This is a genomic window from Algibacter sp. (genome assembly GCF_029245835.1).
Classification (GTDB): domain Bacteria; phylum Bacteroidota; class Bacteroidia; order Flavobacteriales; family Flavobacteriaceae; genus Algibacter_B.
The window spans coordinates 11,583-27,614 of the sequence record NZ_JAQWOO010000072.1 but is presented as its reverse complement, the minus strand read 5'-3'; the positions used below and the strand labels follow the sequence as shown (position 1 = coordinate 27,614).

Below are 16,032 nucleotides of genomic sequence, written 5' to 3'. Positions count from 1 at the left end.
CACGATGTGCTTTAAAGTGAGCGATACAAGAAGCTTCACTATCAAAATTTGCTGTAAAACTGAAGATATTCATATGGTGGAATTTTTAGCTAATTTATGAATAAATTTTTAATTGTGATGTATTACGGATATTCAAAAATTTTTTAACTAAAATCGTAAATCATAATTTTAAATCTATCTTTGCACAAAATTATAAGTGATGAATAAAAATCAAGGGAGTAAAGGAAAAGGAAAACCATCAGGACGTGGTAGTGGAAATACACGTTCTACAAGTTATGCACGAGGAAACTCACCTGTCAAGAAAAATAATCCACCACCTAAAAAATCAGGTAATCCTGATGAAATTAGATTAAATAAATACATAGCTAATTCTGGCATCTGTTCTCGTCGCGAAGCCGATGCACATATTGCCATTGGTTTAGTAACTGTTAATGGTAAAGTAATAACCGAAATGGGTTATAAAGTGAAGTTAGAAGATGAGGTGCGTTATGATGGCGCTCGCATTAACCCAGAGGCAAAAGCTTATGTGTTACTAAATAAACCCAAAGGTTTTGCCACCACAACAAGCGAAGGTAAAGGCAGAACAGTTATGGATTTAGTAGCTAACGCAACCACGTCTCGTATAAAACCTATAGGGCGTTTGGGGCGACATTCAAAAGGATTATTGTTGTTTACTAATGATGATTCCGTAGCCAGTAAATTCACAAATTCTAAACACGGTGTTGCGCGTTTGTTTCATATAGAATTAGATAAAAACTTAAAACTAGAAGATTTGAAAAAAATTCAAGGCGGTTTTAAAGTGGAAGGTAAATTGATTGAAGTAGAAGAAATAAGTTATATAGATGGTGCCTCAAAAAAGGAAATTGGTTTAAAAATTAAGAATACAGGAAATACGATTATCCGTACTATTTTTGAATATTTTAAATACGATATTGTTAGTTTAGATTGTGTGGCTATTGGGCATTTAACTAAAAAAGATATTCCACGAGGAAGTTGGAAGCACCTAACAGAGCAGGAGTTGAATACTTTAAAGATGCTGTAGTTGTTTTTTGAAGGCTCCATATGACATAAAATTCCTGACAGGTCATGTACAAAATATTCATGCCTCCAATCATTACAATGCAGTTCTGATATGCTTACATGGTTATATTTACTCGTAAGATTTTGTTTTTTTTATGTCGACTAAATGCTCTTCCATATTGTCAACTTCCAGAAAAACCATAGAATTATCTATCCAATTTTTATGCAAGCGTTTTGTAAATAAAATCCAAAATTACCACGTTTAAAAAATGATATTTTTAAAGAGATTTCAATTTCATCAAAACCAAAATCTAAATAAAATTGTCGTGAAAGATTATAATTTTTGGACCTATAAATGGTCAAATAGATTTTATATGATGTTCCGTCTTTAGAGTTTGTTTCTTTTTATTAAAGATAAATTTAAGTATTTATTTCAATTATAAACCTAAGAGATAGTAGAGAAAAGCACACAGCGAGGCACTAGCGAGTACTTGTAGCAGATAGTCCGACTCTTGTGGTAACGCCCAAAAAATAAATTAAAAAAAGTTTAAAAAATGTTTTGTGTATCAAAAATTAATTTACTTTTGACGCACTTTTTTAAGTGAACAACTTAAAGAATAGCTGAACATTTTGAACTCTGTTTCTATGTTCGGGCTTTTGAAAATTAGGAAGTCATATTCAAAAGCAGCTTATAGATTAAGCGACCGAATTTTAAAGCTAACTTCCGTTTCTCCTATACATGCAATACAGCATGAATACTCTTTTGTGCCTACAACCGAAGAGCAATTTCGTATTTGATACTGATTTGTTTTTATAAAATTAACGCCTAGTTAATATATCAATTACAATTTTACCATAATTAATTTTTACATTTTTTACATTGAATACTAAATATATTGATTTAATAAATCAGACTTTTGAATTCCCACAAGAGGAATTTAAAGTTGAAAAAGGACAATTGCATTTTCATGATATTGATTTAATGCAACTCACAAAACTGTATGGCGCACCGTTAAAATTTACCTACTTACCGCAAATATCTAACAATATTAATAAGGCGAAAATGTGGTTTGCAAATGCTATTGAAAAGCATAATTATAAAGGTAATTATAACTACTGTTATTGCACAAAAAGCTCACATTTTAAACATGTTTTAGATACGGCTTTGAAAAACGAAATCCATATTGAAACCTCGTCGGCTTTTGATATTGATATTGTGGAGCGTTTAAAGGCTGAAGGCAAAATTACTAATGATACGTTTGTAATTAGTAACGGTTTTAAGCGCGCGCAGTATGTTACTAATATTGCTCGTTTGATTAATAATGGACATACTAATGCGATACCTATTATTGATAATTACGAGGAAATTGACTTGTTGTCTCAAGAAATAAATAGGAAGTTTAATGTTGGAATTCGAATAGCATCGGAAGAGGAACCGAAATTTGAGTTCTATACATCGCGTTTAGGTATTGGTTACAAGAATATATTGCCTTTTTACAAGAATCAAATAGCTAATAATGAAAAAGTAGACCTAAAAATGCTACACTTTTTTATTAATACGGGTATTCGTGATAATGCCTATTATTGGAACGAGTTACTAAAATGCTTAAAAGTGTACACAAGTTTGAAAAAGATTTGTCCTACGCTTAATAGTTTAAATATTGGTGGTGGTTTTCCTATAAAAAACTCCTTGGCTTTTGATTTTGATTACGAGTATATTATTGATGAAATTATAAATCAAATTAAATTGACTTGTGAGGAAGAAGAAGTAGATGTTCCAAATATTTTTACTGAATTTGGAAGTTTTACAGTTGGAGAAAGTGGTGGTGCTATTTACGAAGTACTCTATCAAAAACAGCAAAACGACCGTGAAAAATGGAACATGATTAACTCATCGTTTATTACAACTTTACCTGATACTTGGGCTATTAACAAACGCTTTATAATGCTGGCGGTAAACCGTTGGCAAGATAGTTACGAGCGTGTTCTATTAGGGGGTTTAACTTGTGATAGTGATGATTATTACAACAGTGAGCAACATATGAATGCCATTTATATGCCAAAATATAATAAGGATAAACCATTATATATTGGCTTCTTTAACACTGGTGCATACCAAGAGACTATTGGTGGGTTTGGTGGTTTGCAGCACTGTTTAATTCCGTCGCCAAAACATATTTTAATTGATAAAGATGCTGATGGAAATATCACCACAAAATTATTTGCTGAACAGCAAAAAAGTGAAGACTTACTTAAGATTTTAGGTTACAATAAACCTCAAGAAACTACGAAAGTAAAGGGACTTGAAGTGACTGAAACATACAACTAAAAAAATAAAACCGAAAGGATGAAAAATACATACGCTGGAATTCCAGAAGAATTAGGGGAATTAGAGCAAGCAAAAATTGTTTTAATTCCTGTGCCTTATGATGGTACAAGTACATGGCAAAAAGGTTCTGATAAAGGGCCGAAAGCTTTTTTAGAAGCTTCAGAAAATATGGAACTTTATGATATTGAAACCGATACAGAAGTGTATCAGCAAGGTGTGTTTTTAGCCGATGCAGTTACTGAAAATGAATCACCAGAAGCGATGGTTGAAGCGGTACACCAAGCAACTAAAAACTACATCAAGAAAAATAAGTTTGTAACCATTTTTGGTGGCGAACATTCTATTTCTATTGGAACTATTCGTGCATTTAACGATATGTTTCCAAGCTTGACGGTGTTACATATTGATGCACATGCAGATTTACGTTCATCGTATGAAGGTTCTACTTGTAATCACGCCTGTGCGGTTTACGAAGCGAGCCAAAAAACGAATTTAATTCAAGTTGGAATTCGTTCTATGGACGTTATAGAGAAAACAGTAATGGACGAGGAGAAAACCTATTTCGCTCATGATATGGCTGTGGATGATACGTGGATGGATTCAGCCATCGATCAAATGACGGAAAATGTATTTATTACGTTTGATTTAGATGCATTCGATCCTTCCATTTTACCAAGTACAGGAACTCCAGAACCAGGCGGTTTATTATGGTACGAAACCTTAGATTTTTTAAAACAAGTATTTGAAGAAAAAAATGTAGTAGGATTTGATATCGTTGAACTATGCCCAAATAATAAAGAAAAATCATCAGATTTTTTAGCAGCAAAATTATATTATAAAATGTTGAGCTATAAGTTTATGAACGATGTTATTGATGATAATTACGATACCGCTTACGATAATTCTGAATACAAAAAGAACACTTTAAAATTCACTGACAATGACAACTAAAGGACCAATTTCTCAATTTATTGAGCACCATTATTTACACTTTAATGCAGCCGCTTTGGTGGATGCCGCAAAAGGCTATGAAGCACAACTAGATTCTGGTGCAAAAATGTTAGTGTCTTTGGCAGGGGCCATGAGTACCGCTGAATTAGGAAAAAGTTTTGCAGAAATGATTCGTCAAGACAAAGTGCAAATTATTTCTTGTACAGGAGCAAATTTAGAGGAAGATATTATGAATTTAGTGGCTCATTCACATTATAAACGCGTGCCTAATTATCGCGATTTAACCCCTCAAGATGAATGGGATTTACTTGAAAAAGGTTTAAACCGGGTTACAGATACTTGTATTCCAGAACATGAAGCGTTCAGACGTTTACAAGAACACATTTACAAAATATGGAAAGATGCCGAAGCCAAAGGTGAACGCTATTTACCGCATGAATACATGTATAAAATGTTATTGTCTGGTGTTTTAGAACAATACTATGAAATCGATTTAAAAGATTCATGGATGTACGCTGCTGCGGAAAAAAACTTGCCAATAGTTTGCCCAGGATGGGAAGATAGCACGATGGGTAATATTTTTGCGAGTTATGTTTTAAAAGGTGGATTGAAAGCAAGTACCATCAAATCCGGAATAGAATACATGACCTTTTTAGCAGATTGGTACACCGATAATTCTGAAAATGGTATTGGGTTCTTTCAAATTGGTGGTGGTATAGCTGGCGATTTTCCTATTTGTGTGGTGCCTATGTTATATCAAGATATGGAGCGTACAGATACGCCTTTTTGGAGTTATTTTTGTCAAATTTCAGACTCAACAACAAGTTATGGATCCTATTCTGGTGCAGTACCAAATGAAAAAATTACTTGGGGTAAATTGGATATCAATACACCAAAATTTATTATTGAAAGTGATGCAACCATTGTTGCGCCTTTAATTTTTGCTTATCTTTTAGGTCAATAAACATGGATACGCAAAAAATAGAAAATATAGAATTAAAGTACTTAACAGTTGGTGATTTTGAGGAATTAAAAGAAGCAACTTTAGAGTCTTATGCAGGTGTGCTTAATTCATACTGGAAAAAGCATCACATTGAGGATTTAACTAGCATGTTTCCAGAAGGTCAGGTTATTATAAAAATAGATGGTGATATTGCAGGATGTGCTTTATCATTAATTGTAGACTATAATAGTATTGATGATGAACATACTTATGAAGACGTTATAGGTGGTGAATCTTTTAAAAATCATGATCCGGAAGGCGATGTCTTATATGGTATTGATGTTTTTATAAAACCAGAATATAGAGGCTTACGTTTGGGAAGACGTCTTTATGATTATAGAAAAGAAGTTTGTGAAAACCTAAATTTGAAGGGAATTGTATTTGGAGGACGCATGCCAAATTATCATAAACATCCACAATTAACCCCTAAAGAATATATAGAAAAGGTTAAACGCAAAGAAATTCATGATCCCGTTCTGAATTTTCAAATTTCAAACGATTTTCATCCCGTACGTGTGTTGAAAAATTATTTAGAAGGTGATACAGCTTCTAACGAGTATGCAGTTTTAATGGAATGGGATAATATTTATTATGCGAAACCAAATAAAAAGGCAGCTACGGTAAAAACGGTAGTAAGGCTTGGGTTAATTCAATGGCAAATGCGACCTTATAAAGCATTAGAAGATTTAATGCAGCAGGTAGAATATTTTATTGATAGTGTTGCTGCTTATAGATCAGATTTTGCTGTGTTTCCCGAGTTTTTCAATGCACCTTTAATGGCAGAATTTAATCATTTACATGAGCCAGATGCCATTAGGGAATTAGCAAAGTTTACTGAAACTATAGTTAATAAACTTAAGCAATTATCTATTTCTTATAACATTAATATTATTTCTGGAAGTATGCCAGAATTAGTGGATGATAAATTGTATAATGTAGGTTATTTATGTAGAAGAGACGGTAGTTTTGAACGTTACGAAAAAATTCATGTAACACCAGATGAAGCTAAAGTTTGGGGCATGCAATGCGGTAATACATTACAAACGTATAATACCGATTGCGGTAAAATAGGTATATTAATTTGTTACGATTCCGAGTTTCCAGAATTAGCACGTTTATTGGCTGATGAAGGTATGGATATACTTTTTATTCCGTTTTTAACAGATACTCAAAATGGTTATTCTCGTGTTCGATTATGTGCCCAGGCAAGAGCTATAGAAAACGAATGTTACGTAGCTATATCAGGAAGTGTCGGGAATTTACCTAACGTGAATAATATGGATATTCAATATGCACAATCAGCAGTATTTACACCTTGCGATTTTTCTTTTCCTAGTAACGGTATTAGGGCAGAAGCAACTACAAATACAGAAATGATTTTAGTTGCCGATGTAGATTTGAGTTTATTAAGAGAACTTCATTCGTTCGGAGCAGTTAAAAATTTAAAAGATAGACGAAAAGATTTTTATGATGTTATTCGTGTAAAATAATCATAAATAGTATCTTTAAACTTAAACTAACAAAACTTTACCCCAGAATAATGAAAAAAAGAAATGACAATCTAAAGCGTGTTATTGTAGATTTTAAAAAGTTAACGCCAGAAATTTTAGCCTTATTAGTTGATAAATATCCTGATGGTTATGATGATGATGATATTGTATCTTTCAAAAATCAGCATAACGAATTGATAGAAGCTGTTGAGATAATTACTGAAGACACTAAATATTTGGTAAAAGTAAGTACCAAGCTAGAAGTGACTATGGAAAATTATGATGAAGACGATTATGAGGATTTTGACAATGATGATCCAGAGGCAGTACAACCTCCAGATATAATTGATGAAGACTTAGAAGATAATGATTAAAATAGTGTAGATTATGAGAACAGCCACTTTTAAATCTTACAAAAAGGGGTATTATAGCTTTTGGTTTGAAAACGGCGAGGAGTTAGTCTTTGAGGATGTGCATCCACGCGTTTTAAAACAATATGATTTAAAGAATGATAAAAGTTTAATTGATAAAGATTTCAGAATTACGTTTGTTGAAGATGGTAATGATGATGATCTTGTATATAGGGTAGAGAGTCTAAAACCGCTATAAATACTTTTTTTTATAAAAAAAGGCACGCTATTTGTATTGGTAATTAAGCTGAAACGATTTATTTGATTTTTTTCAAATTTTAACCTATACAATGGAATAAACGGTATATTTATTTTGTTCATTGCCAGTAGTTTTAAGTTAAGATTATTTTAAACTTTAGGAAGATCGTATTCCAATAAAACAATAGTTAAATTTTAAATTTTTTATAAAATGAATGCAAAAAAAATAATTCTATTAAGTGGTTTAATAGTTCTTTTTTTATCACTTTCAAGCTTTAAATCTCAGTCCGAATTAAATACTGATTTGGTAATAATTGAAGCTCAAGAAGGTTTTGTGGTTTATGCCACTTATGACGGAAAAGTAGATGCTGGTTATAATTTTGTGGCTACAGACAGAAATGGTAATGCGCAAACCTTAACCTTTCAAAAAGCAAATGATAAAGTATTGAGAACCTTCGATTTAAGCGGAGAATCACTTGTAGGTACTAATTTTAAAATTACTTTTAATAAAGATGGTAAAACGGATACCATTACCATGTTAGAAAAGTTGTAATCAAATGCAGTATTCAGACTCTCGCTTTTGTGAGATTTGAGAATCTTATAAATAAATAATTCAGGCTTCCAATTTGGGAGCCCTTTTTATAAATACTTCCCAAATAAAAACACCATAAACAATAATATACTCTAAAGCAATAATCCATAGGTTTTCAGATTTGTCTGCACTATCCACATTTACATAAGCTAAATAACTGAGTATAATCACAAAACTCCAAACCAAGGGAAATTTATATCTCGTAAATACAGATAATATTAAAAGCGTAGCTACATACCATGGATGCACCGTAGTAGCTGTAAAATAATAAAACGATAACACCAATAACATGGCTGTAATAAGTGCTATAGGTGTTTTATTTCTTCTCAAGAAGGTGACGATTAAAACAAATAGAATAACAAGTATGGGTGTAACGGTTCCGATGATAGCAATTTCGTTATAACCGCTATACAGATAGCCAATTTCTCGGGCTAGATAATACAAACTCCCATTAAACTCAAAATTTTGAAACCATAGCGCGACCGTTTTGGAGTAGTTATTTATGAATTCTGAAGAATAAAAAGGAGCAAAAAGTAGGAGCGTGGTTATGATAACGATGGTGTAAAACGCAATCAATTTAGTTAGTTGATTGATAACGTCATTACGAGCAGGTAATGCCGTGGTTATCGCTTCCTTTTTATCAGATTGCCACACTTCGTTCACAGAGAAGTTGCTATTGTTCCCTTGAGGGGATAGAGGTGTTTTTTTTGCAATCTTTGATTCACTTGAAACAAACCACTGAAAAAACAAAGGCAAAAAGATTAAAGGAATCAATTTAACCGAAATGGATAAGGCCAAAACCACAGCAGCAAATTGCCACTTGCCAACATAAAGCAAATACAAACTCCACACCAGAAAGAAAATCATCACACCTTCAAAATGCAGATTTCCTGCAAGTTCTATAATGATGAACGGATTTAAAACATACCAGAATATATTATGTGTGGGAAGCTTCAGTTTGTCTAAAATCTTCTTCCCAAAGTGAAGGGTTCCAAAATCGGCAGCAATAATAAGCAAGCGCATTACAATTACTGAACCCAAAATGCTTTTACTAGCAAACAGTGCCCCAATAGCAAAACAGAGTTGATTGATGGGTGGATAATTAGTAAAATGGCTCGCATTTAAGTCGCCCATGCCTGCACGAAGTTCTAAAGCTTGAGCTACGGGAGATTTACTCTGACTTATAAACGATTCTACCGTAAATAGATAAGGATTGATGCCTTCTAAAATCATGCGTCCATCCCAAATAAACCGATAAAAATCTTGTGAAAGGTTGGGTATAGCCAATATAAAAATGGCTCGAAACCCAAAGGCTAAATACGTTAAAAATTGAATATTACCTTTAAAACGCTGTACCAATTTATAGAACAAAACAAACAATGCACTATACAGTGCAATGAGTTTTATGTAATCCGTCCTAACTAAATCATAAGCAAACACCCAATAGAATAATAGGCTAGATAATACCATAAATAATGGTATTTTGTAAAGTTTTAGAAATGTTGGGTTTAAAAACATGTAGTAAATATAATTCTAATTGTAATAAATCTGTATTGATTTTAGCGTTAGCGATTGCAGCGGCATCCTTTTTAAAAGAAAAATGTAATAAGGTTGATTTTAACTAAAGAATTGACAGATAGCCGCGTGGCTTGCTCCTCGCAATGACGATTTAAAAAGATATAGTGGAACATTTATATTCATAAGTTCATTAATTTAAAATGAAAAACCGCTAAAAAAAAGTGAGACTTCCCGATGGTTATCGGGAGTGGTAACGCCCAAATTAAAATTTACACCTTTGAAGTTAAAGACTTAAAGAACACATAACCAAAGCCCACAAACAGCATGAGGTGGAAAGGGAAGAGTCCGAAATCGCCACCTTGGTTGCCTACAATAAAGGCGCTATACATACCGAATGCGAAATAGAGCATGAGAATACCTTCGAAAATAACATGTACAGATACTGTTTTTTTGATGTACTTGTTATTTTTCCAATTGTCTTTATACTTTTTGATGTTGAATTTAGGTGTGCGTACAAATTCGGATTTTTTACCTAAGTGTCCTTCTAGAACTGCAATAGAATTATGCAATGAAAAGCCCATAGCTATAGAGAAAAATACAAAGAACATGCCTATGTAGCGTATAAAGTTTTTAAAACCACCGCCATACGTGTTTTTGTACATAAACCAGTAGCATATAAAAAAGATAATAGTGCTCATGACGAAGAAGCTCATAACGTAAAAGTACGGACGTAAATGGGCGTATTCGTTTTTTATATACAGCATGGGGATGCTTAAAACTCCAACAATAAGCACGTTTAAGAACATGGTGCTATTTAGTAAATGCAGCAAGCCGTGTACTTTGGTTTTTGCTGATATGTTTTTGCTTTTTATAACACGCCCTAGCATTTTACGAAAGTTTTCTGCGCCCCCTTTGTTCCATCTAAATTGCTGTGAACGTGCAGCACTTATAACGATAGGAAGCTCTGCAGGTGTTTCTACGTGTTCTAAATATTTGAATTTCCAGTTTTTAAGTTGTGCGCGATAGCTAAGGTCTAGATCTTCCGTTAGGGTATCACCTTCCCAATTTCCGGCATCGATGATGCATGCTTTTCGCCACAACCCTGCAGTTCCGTTAAAATTTATAAAATGTCCTTTGCTATTTCTACCAACCTGTTCTAGCGTAAAATGTGCATCAAGAGCAAAAGCTTGAATTCTGGTAAGTATGGAATAGTTACGGTTAATATGCCCCCAGCGAGTTTGTACTACTCCGATAGACTCATCTTTAAAATAAGGAACGGTGCGTTTTAACCAATCTTTTTGTGGTAAGAAATCAGAATCGAAGATTGCAATGATATCGCCTTTGGCTATGACTAAGCCTTCTTTTAGTGCCCCTGCTTTAAAGCCTTTTCTGTTGGTACGGGTAATGTGTATTATGTCTAATCCTTTTGATTTAAGTTTCTCTACTTGAGCTTTTGTTGTTTCAACAGTTTCATCGGTTGAATCGTCTAAAACTTGAATTTCTAACTTATCTTTTGGGTAGTCAATTTTTGCTATGTTTTTTAGCAAACGATTCATAACATACATTTCATTATATACTGGAAGTTGAATGGTAACGTATGGGATTTCGTCTGGATTTGATAAATCGAATTTAGGGCAATCGTCTTTTATGTTCTTAGATGACAGGTAGTTACCTAATAGGTTTAGTTGCGCCAATGCATACAAGAATATGAGCAAAAGCGAAATAGTATATATGATAATTACTACTGTTTCTAAAATCATTATTTTAAACTGTATTTAAAAATCCAACCTAAGATTTTTATGCCTGCAAATATAGCGCCTTTTAACGTACCAGACACCTTTGAAACGCCAATTCTGTTGCGGTAATTTACTGGTACTTCAGTGTATGTCAATTTTTGCTTGAGTGCCTTAAGTTGCATCTCTACGGTCCAACCATAAGTTTTGTCTTCCATGTTAAGGGTTAAGAGCTTATTGTACTTAATGGCTCTAAAAGGCCCTAGGTCTGTAAATTTAGCTCTAAAAAATAAGCCCATTAATGTTGTTGCTAGCCAATTACCAAAAATTTGTGGTACCGTCATGGCTCCCTTTTCTCGGAGTTCTTTTGTGCGCACTCCAACTACAAAATCAATATCATTATTAATTATAGGCGCGACTATTTTTGTTAACTCCTCTGGGTAATCACTATAATCGCCATCAAGAAAAACGACTATATCTGGTTCTTCGTTTTGGTTAGCAATGTATTGCATGCCTTTTAAGCAGGCATAGCCATAACCTTTATTACATTCTTTTAAAACAGTAGCGCCAGCTTTTTTTGCATTAATTTCCGTATTATCCGTTGAATTGTTACTTACAACAATAATTTCATTAACGGTATTTGGAATAGCGTTGATAACGTGGGTAATAGAATCTGCTTCGTTATAAGCTGGAATGATGACTTTAATATTGGTCATTTGAGGTCGCTAAGTTTATTCTCCTTTTTAAAAGATGCAAAGGTAGTCCATTCTTTTATTTTTTTACCTGATTTATATCTTGAAGCTGAAACTAGTTTTTCGTTTTTATACATAAGGCAATAGCCGTTTTTTTGATTGTCTTTGAGTTGGCATTTATGGTCTACTTTTTCCATAGTATTATAAAACAGCCACCAATTATTTTTCTTGCCATTTTGAAAGTGCCCTTCTTTTTCAATATTTCCGTTTTTTGAGTAAAACTTCCAGTATTTAATTTCTTTATCTGCTGAATAATGTCCTTCTTTTTTTAAGGTTCCGTTTTCATAATAAAATTTCCAAAATTTTATTTTCCGGTTGTTTTCTGTCCAACCTTCCGATTGGATGTTGCCGTTTTCGTAGAAGGTTCTTTGATATTCTTTTTCAGCGTAAGTGTTTGCTGAGAATAAAAAAAATATAAAAAAGAGTTTTTTCATTTGATTTATTTGCTTTTATACTTCGATATGTTCAGGGTAAACTTAACTGCGTGGTATTTTCGTTTTGCACTTCGACAGGCTCAGTGTGACAGCTTAGTTTTTATTTGTCTTTGACCTAACAATCAAAAGTTTTCTAATAATAACTTATTTGTGTTTTCAATTAATATTCTAGATGTCAGTCCGAGCTTGTCGAGGACTTATCTCGTTTATCTGGATGTTCATGTTCAGTATGATTTTTAGAGAATTCAACTAAATCTTTCCAATTCTCATTAATTAAGGCTCCTTTTTTCTGTGAGACCAACCTTTTATTTGTTTTTCAATTTTAATAGCTTCAGATGGATTAGTGCATTGCAAATACCATTTAAGTTCAATTGGTCGTCTAGAATAGGTATAACTATCTTTTTTATACCCGGATTTGTGTTGCACTAATCTTCTTTCCAAATCATTTGTCATCCCTGTGTAGTAGGTATTGTCAAAAAAAGTAGGATATAGGTGTAATAGAATTTCATTTTTATTTTTTTAAAGTAGCTTCAACAGGCTCAGCTTGACACTTTAGTTTTGATTTGTCTTAATTGGAAAAATCAAAAGGCTAATAACATTAATAAGGCCTATTAAAAAACGATTTATCAGTCCATTCTGTTGAAAACTACTTTTTATTCACTAAGTCCATTAAATCGACATCGTTTCCTAATAAAATTTCAGTCGGATTAATACGTCCTTCCATACTATCATTCTCTAACTTTAACACACCCCTTGGGCAAACCGCAGCACAAATGCCACATCCTACACAGCTAGAACGTACAATATTTTCGCCTTTTTGGGCATAGTGACGCACATCAATTCCCATCTCGCAACTATTGGAGCAATTGCCACAAGAAATACATTGTCCACCATTTGTGGTAATTCTGAATTTTGAAAATAAGCGTTGTTGAAATCCTAGAATTGCTGCCATAGGACAACCAAACCGGCACCATGAACGATTTCCTAATATTGGGTAAAACCCCGTTCCAATAACTCCCGAAAATATAGAGCCTATATAAAGCCCGTAAGCAGATCTTAGTGCACCGGCTTTAATATAAAATATGTGGTTTGTAGTTCCTGTGAAATGCATTATAAGCAACAGTGTAATAACAAAGAAAAAGCCTATGGCGCCATACTTTGCATCTTTGCCAAACTCTTTATCTTTAAAGAACATCACACCAGTAAATACTAGTGTTAAGAATCCTATTACAAGAGCGATGAAAAGGCCTCTTGTTAACCAAAAATCATTCTTATCATAACCTAGATAAGTGTAAATCATGGCCGTTGTCATTACCACAGAGAAGACTAAAACGGTATGTATTAACCAGCGTTCTAATTTCCAAGCCGACATTTTTTTAGAGGATAATTGTCTAAAAGAATCTCCAGCTGTTTCAGCTAAACCACCACAACCACAAACCCATGAACAGTACCAGCGTTTTCCAAATTTGTAAGTCAAAATTGGCGAAATAACAAAGATTGTAATAATGCCAAAAAGGATTAAAGCTAAACCAATATTTCCGTTTGATAGAAAACTGTTTACAGACCATTCATCAAAAAGATAATAGTTTAGTGGCCACATAGATTTTAAATCGTAGTATGGTAAATTGTTATTCATGACATACATGAATTCTGGAATCAAAAAGGCGAATCCTAATTGAAAAAACATGACTGAAACGGTACGAATTTGTTGGTAACGATTGTGTCTGTATTTTAAAATGAATTTGTTTCCAAAAGCTAAAATAGCAACTGTATAAAGTGTTCCGTAAACAAACCATTGACTTGCTGGTCTTCCACTTAGTAGGTTGCTTAAAGGGTCGAATAAGCTTATTAACCCTGTGTTTTCAGCACCATCTGTTCCTAATCCTAAATATTTAGGAAAGAAGTAAAGCACAATGTAAAAAGTTGTAAGGATGATGCCAACTATCCAACCCCAAATACCTCGTGATGAAATCGATTTGAACCAAACACCATCATTTTTTATGCCTTCCAACTTAGTTAAATACGCTTCTCTAGAATAGATAATGGTACCCAAAGTTATTAAGCCCAATGAAAGTGTTAAGAACAGTCCTTGGTTTGGGAAATTGGTGTTGAAAAGTGCCAATGTTAAAATGAACAACCCTATAATACCTAATGCCAGCGCCACTTTTTGCTTGTTTGAAATATCTACAGCATCTGGTTTTGCTAAAGACATGCTATGATTTATTTTATTACTCATGGTTTTACAGTTTGTGTTTGTTTGTTGAAAGCTGAAAGTATATCTGCTTCGTAATGGCTATAAAATTCTGGATCGAAATGGGCTTCAGGAAGATGATTAATTACATAATCTACATCACGTTTTTCAGTTAGCCAAGTGTCAAATGATTCATGGCGCATTCTAATTCCAAAAGTGTTTATACCAAGAAATGCCATGGTCTCTTTATGGTAAGCAATGGTTATACATTTAGTATCGTCTTCATGTTTCCAGTGAAAATGTTTTTCGTGCTCAGGGCGTCCGCGTTCTCCAAAGACCCAACCATAGGTTTGATATTCAATATCTAAAAATTTAGCAGAGTTAAACCAATGTCCTGGATTATATGGTATTCTATTTCCGCAAATGGTTTGCGCAACAGTTTCACCCATCATCCGTCCAGTATACCAAACGGCCTCTATAGTTCGGCGTCCATTTATGCCTTCATGCTGCTCTGCACAATCGCCTATAGCATAAACATTTGGAACACTCGTTTCTAAGTAACGATTCACTTTTATACCACGTCCTGTTTCAATTTCTGAATCTTTTATAAAATCAATATTTGGAGTTACACCTGCAGTTAAGCCAACAACGTTACAAGGTATTTCTTCGCCCGTTTCTTGAATAATAATAGATTTTACTTTTCCGTTTTCATCAGAAACGATTTTCTTTAAATTGTTTCCTAAACGTAAATCAATATGATGATTTTTTATGTGGCGATTAATCATTTCACTTTCACCAGCGGGTAAAACACCATTCCAGAAGCTATCTTCTCTTACCAAAAAGGTAACGGGAATATTTCGAGAATTGAGCATTTCAGCAAGTTCAATCCCAATTAAACCACCACCAACAATGACTGCTCTTTTGCATACTTCATTATTTGGTGCGTGCTTTTCAAGGTTTTCTAAATCTTGCTTATGGTACATGCCCATAACACCATCTAGGTCTTGCCCTGGCCAGCCAAATTTATTCGGTTTACTACCTGTTGCAATAATGAGTTTGTCATACTTTAGTGTATCACCTTCAGTAAAATGGAGTATTTGTGCTTTTGTGTCTATCGTTTTTACATAGCCTTGTTTTAGATCTATTCGGTTTTTCTCCCAAAACCAATTTTCATAAGGTTGTGTGTGTTCAAACTTCATATGTCCCATATACACATACATAAGGGCAGTACGCGAGAAAAAATATTCTGTTTCCGCAGAGACAATGGTAATTTTTTTGTCAGACATTTTTCTAATATGTCTTGCTGCGGTTACGCCAGAAATTCCATTTCCTATAATAACGATGTGTTCCATATTTAAGTGATTATTGGTGTTAGGTCGAAGCTAAAGATAATAACTTAAATTAAAGCTGT

General features: G+C 33.5%; 15 protein-coding genes. 8 read left to right on the top strand and 7 right to left on the bottom strand.

Annotated features, from left to right (window positions below; genetic code table 11):
* The first annotated feature begins 199 nt into the window (after nt 1-199).
* The 8 genes from P8K68_RS11925 (at nt 200) to P8K68_RS11890 (ending at nt 7,954) form a co-directional block, all read left to right on the top strand.
* The gene (locus P8K68_RS11925) at nt 200-1,042 is read left to right on the top strand and encodes a pseudouridine synthase (RefSeq protein WP_300251225.1); all 843 of its coding nucleotides are present in this window, start codon (nt 200-202) and stop codon (nt 1,040-1,042) included.
* A gap of 858 nt (nt 1,043-1,900) precedes the next feature.
* Nucleotides 1,901-3,349, top strand: coding sequence for an arginine decarboxylase (locus tag P8K68_RS11920; RefSeq protein ID WP_300251223.1), 1,449 nt, complete (start codon nt 1,901-1,903; stop codon nt 3,347-3,349).
* A gap of 18 nt (nt 3,350-3,367) precedes the next feature.
* Nucleotides 3,368-4,300 carry an agmatinase gene (gene speB / locus P8K68_RS11915; protein ID WP_300251220.1) on the top strand — a complete coding sequence of 311 codons (933 nt, stop codon included), beginning with the start codon at nt 3,368-3,370 and terminating at the stop codon, nt 4,298-4,300.
* On the top strand, nt 4,290-5,264 hold the full coding sequence (locus tag P8K68_RS11910; RefSeq protein WP_300251217.1) for a deoxyhypusine synthase family protein: 975 nt from the start codon (nt 4,290-4,292) through the stop codon (nt 5,262-5,264). Before speB ends, P8K68_RS11910 begins: the two co-directional genes overlap by 11 nt.
* Nucleotides 5,265-5,266: 2 nt before the next feature.
* The gene (locus tag P8K68_RS11905) at nt 5,267-6,793 is read left to right on the top strand and encodes a bifunctional GNAT family N-acetyltransferase/carbon-nitrogen hydrolase family protein (protein WP_300251215.1); all 1,527 of its coding nucleotides are present in this window, start codon (nt 5,267-5,269) and stop codon (nt 6,791-6,793) included.
* A gap of 50 nt (nt 6,794-6,843) precedes the next feature.
* Nucleotides 6,844-7,167, top strand: coding sequence for a hypothetical protein (locus tag P8K68_RS11900; protein WP_300251213.1), 324 nt, complete (start codon nt 6,844-6,846; stop codon nt 7,165-7,167).
* Nucleotides 7,168-7,180: 13 nt separating this feature from the next.
* Nucleotides 7,181-7,402: a hypothetical protein gene (locus P8K68_RS11895; RefSeq protein WP_300251211.1), complete on the top strand. Its 222-nt coding sequence runs from the start codon at nt 7,181-7,183 to the stop codon at nt 7,400-7,402.
* A 210-nt stretch (nt 7,403-7,612) separates the two neighbouring features.
* Nucleotides 7,613-7,954 (top strand): hypothetical protein, encoded by a 342-nt coding sequence (locus P8K68_RS11890; RefSeq protein WP_300251208.1) that lies wholly within the window; start codon nt 7,613-7,615, stop codon nt 7,952-7,954.
* A 60-nt stretch (nt 7,955-8,014) separates the two neighbouring features.
* On the opposite strand, the gene P8K68_RS11885 is transcribed toward P8K68_RS11890, so the two are convergent.
* From P8K68_RS11885 to P8K68_RS11855, 7 genes are all read right to left on the bottom strand, one after another.
* Complete coding sequence (locus tag P8K68_RS11885; protein WP_300251204.1) at nt 8,015-9,511, bottom strand: mannosyltransferase; 1,497 nt, start codon at nt 9,509-9,511, stop codon at nt 8,015-8,017.
* 269 nt (nt 9,512-9,780) lie between these two features.
* A complete protein-coding gene (locus P8K68_RS11880; protein ID WP_300251202.1) occupies nt 9,781-11,271 on the bottom strand; it encodes a glycosyltransferase in 1,491 nt (496 codons plus the stop codon).
* The gene (locus P8K68_RS11875) at nt 11,271-11,960 is read right to left on the bottom strand and encodes a glycosyltransferase family 2 protein (protein WP_300251200.1); all 690 of its coding nucleotides are present in this window, start codon (nt 11,958-11,960) and stop codon (nt 11,271-11,273) included. Before P8K68_RS11875 ends, P8K68_RS11880 begins: the two co-directional genes overlap by 1 nt.
* The gene (locus P8K68_RS11870; RefSeq protein ID WP_300251197.1) at nt 11,957-12,430 is read right to left on the bottom strand and encodes a hypothetical protein; all 474 of its coding nucleotides are present in this window, start codon (nt 12,428-12,430) and stop codon (nt 11,957-11,959) included. Before P8K68_RS11870 ends, P8K68_RS11875 begins: the two co-directional genes overlap by 4 nt.
* A 273-nt stretch (nt 12,431-12,703) precedes the next feature.
* A complete protein-coding gene (locus P8K68_RS14945) occupies nt 12,704-12,856 on the bottom strand; it encodes a GIY-YIG nuclease family protein (RefSeq protein ID WP_366143752.1) in 153 nt (50 codons plus the stop codon).
* 220 nt (nt 12,857-13,076) lie between these two features.
* Nucleotides 13,077-14,666: a 4Fe-4S dicluster domain-containing protein gene (locus P8K68_RS11860; protein WP_300251194.1), complete on the bottom strand. Its 1,590-nt coding sequence runs from the start codon at nt 14,664-14,666 to the stop codon at nt 13,077-13,079.
* The gene (locus P8K68_RS11855) at nt 14,663-15,973 is read right to left on the bottom strand and encodes an FAD/NAD(P)-binding oxidoreductase (RefSeq protein WP_300251191.1); all 1,311 of its coding nucleotides are present in this window, start codon (nt 15,971-15,973) and stop codon (nt 14,663-14,665) included. The genes P8K68_RS11860 and P8K68_RS11855 overlap by 4 nt, the downstream gene beginning before the upstream one ends.
* Nucleotides 15,974-16,032 lie beyond the last annotated feature (59 nt).

Excerpts from the sequence above, each read along its gene's own strand:
- P8K68_RS11880 (WP_300251202.1), bottom strand. The coding sequence starts at position 11,271 with ATGATTTTAGAAACAGTAGTAATTATCATATATACTATTTCGCTTTTG.
- P8K68_RS11855 (WP_300251191.1), bottom strand. The coding sequence starts at position 15,973 with ATGGAACACATCGTTATTATAGGAAATGGAATTTCTGGCGTAACCGCA.
- P8K68_RS11925 (WP_300251225.1), top strand. The coding sequence starts at position 200 with ATGAATAAAAATCAAGGGAGTAAAGGAAAAGGAAAACCATCAGGACGT.
- speB (WP_300251220.1), top strand. The coding sequence starts at position 3,368 with ATGAAAAATACATACGCTGGAATTCCAGAAGAATTAGGGGAATTAGAG.
- P8K68_RS11905 (WP_300251215.1), top strand. The coding sequence starts at position 5,267 with ATGGATACGCAAAAAATAGAAAATATAGAATTAAAGTACTTAACAGTT.
- P8K68_RS11910 (WP_300251217.1), top strand. The coding sequence starts at position 4,290 with ATGACAACTAAAGGACCAATTTCTCAATTTATTGAGCACCATTATTTA.
- P8K68_RS11860 (WP_300251194.1), bottom strand. The coding sequence starts at position 14,666 with ATGAGTAATAAAATAAATCATAGCATGTCTTTAGCAAAACCAGATGCT.
- P8K68_RS11900 (WP_300251213.1), top strand. The coding sequence starts at position 6,844 with ATGAAAAAAAGAAATGACAATCTAAAGCGTGTTATTGTAGATTTTAAA.
- P8K68_RS11885 (WP_300251204.1), bottom strand. The coding sequence starts at position 9,511 with ATGTTTTTAAACCCAACATTTCTAAAACTTTACAAAATACCATTATTT.
- P8K68_RS11870 (WP_300251197.1), bottom strand. The coding sequence starts at position 12,430 with ATGAAAAAACTCTTTTTTATATTTTTTTTATTCTCAGCAAACACTTAC.
- P8K68_RS11890 (WP_300251208.1), top strand. The coding sequence starts at position 7,613 with ATGAATGCAAAAAAAATAATTCTATTAAGTGGTTTAATAGTTCTTTTT.
- P8K68_RS11895 (WP_300251211.1), top strand. The coding sequence starts at position 7,181 with ATGAGAACAGCCACTTTTAAATCTTACAAAAAGGGGTATTATAGCTTT.
- P8K68_RS11875 (WP_300251200.1), bottom strand. The coding sequence starts at position 11,960 with ATGACCAATATTAAAGTCATCATTCCAGCTTATAACGAAGCAGATTCT.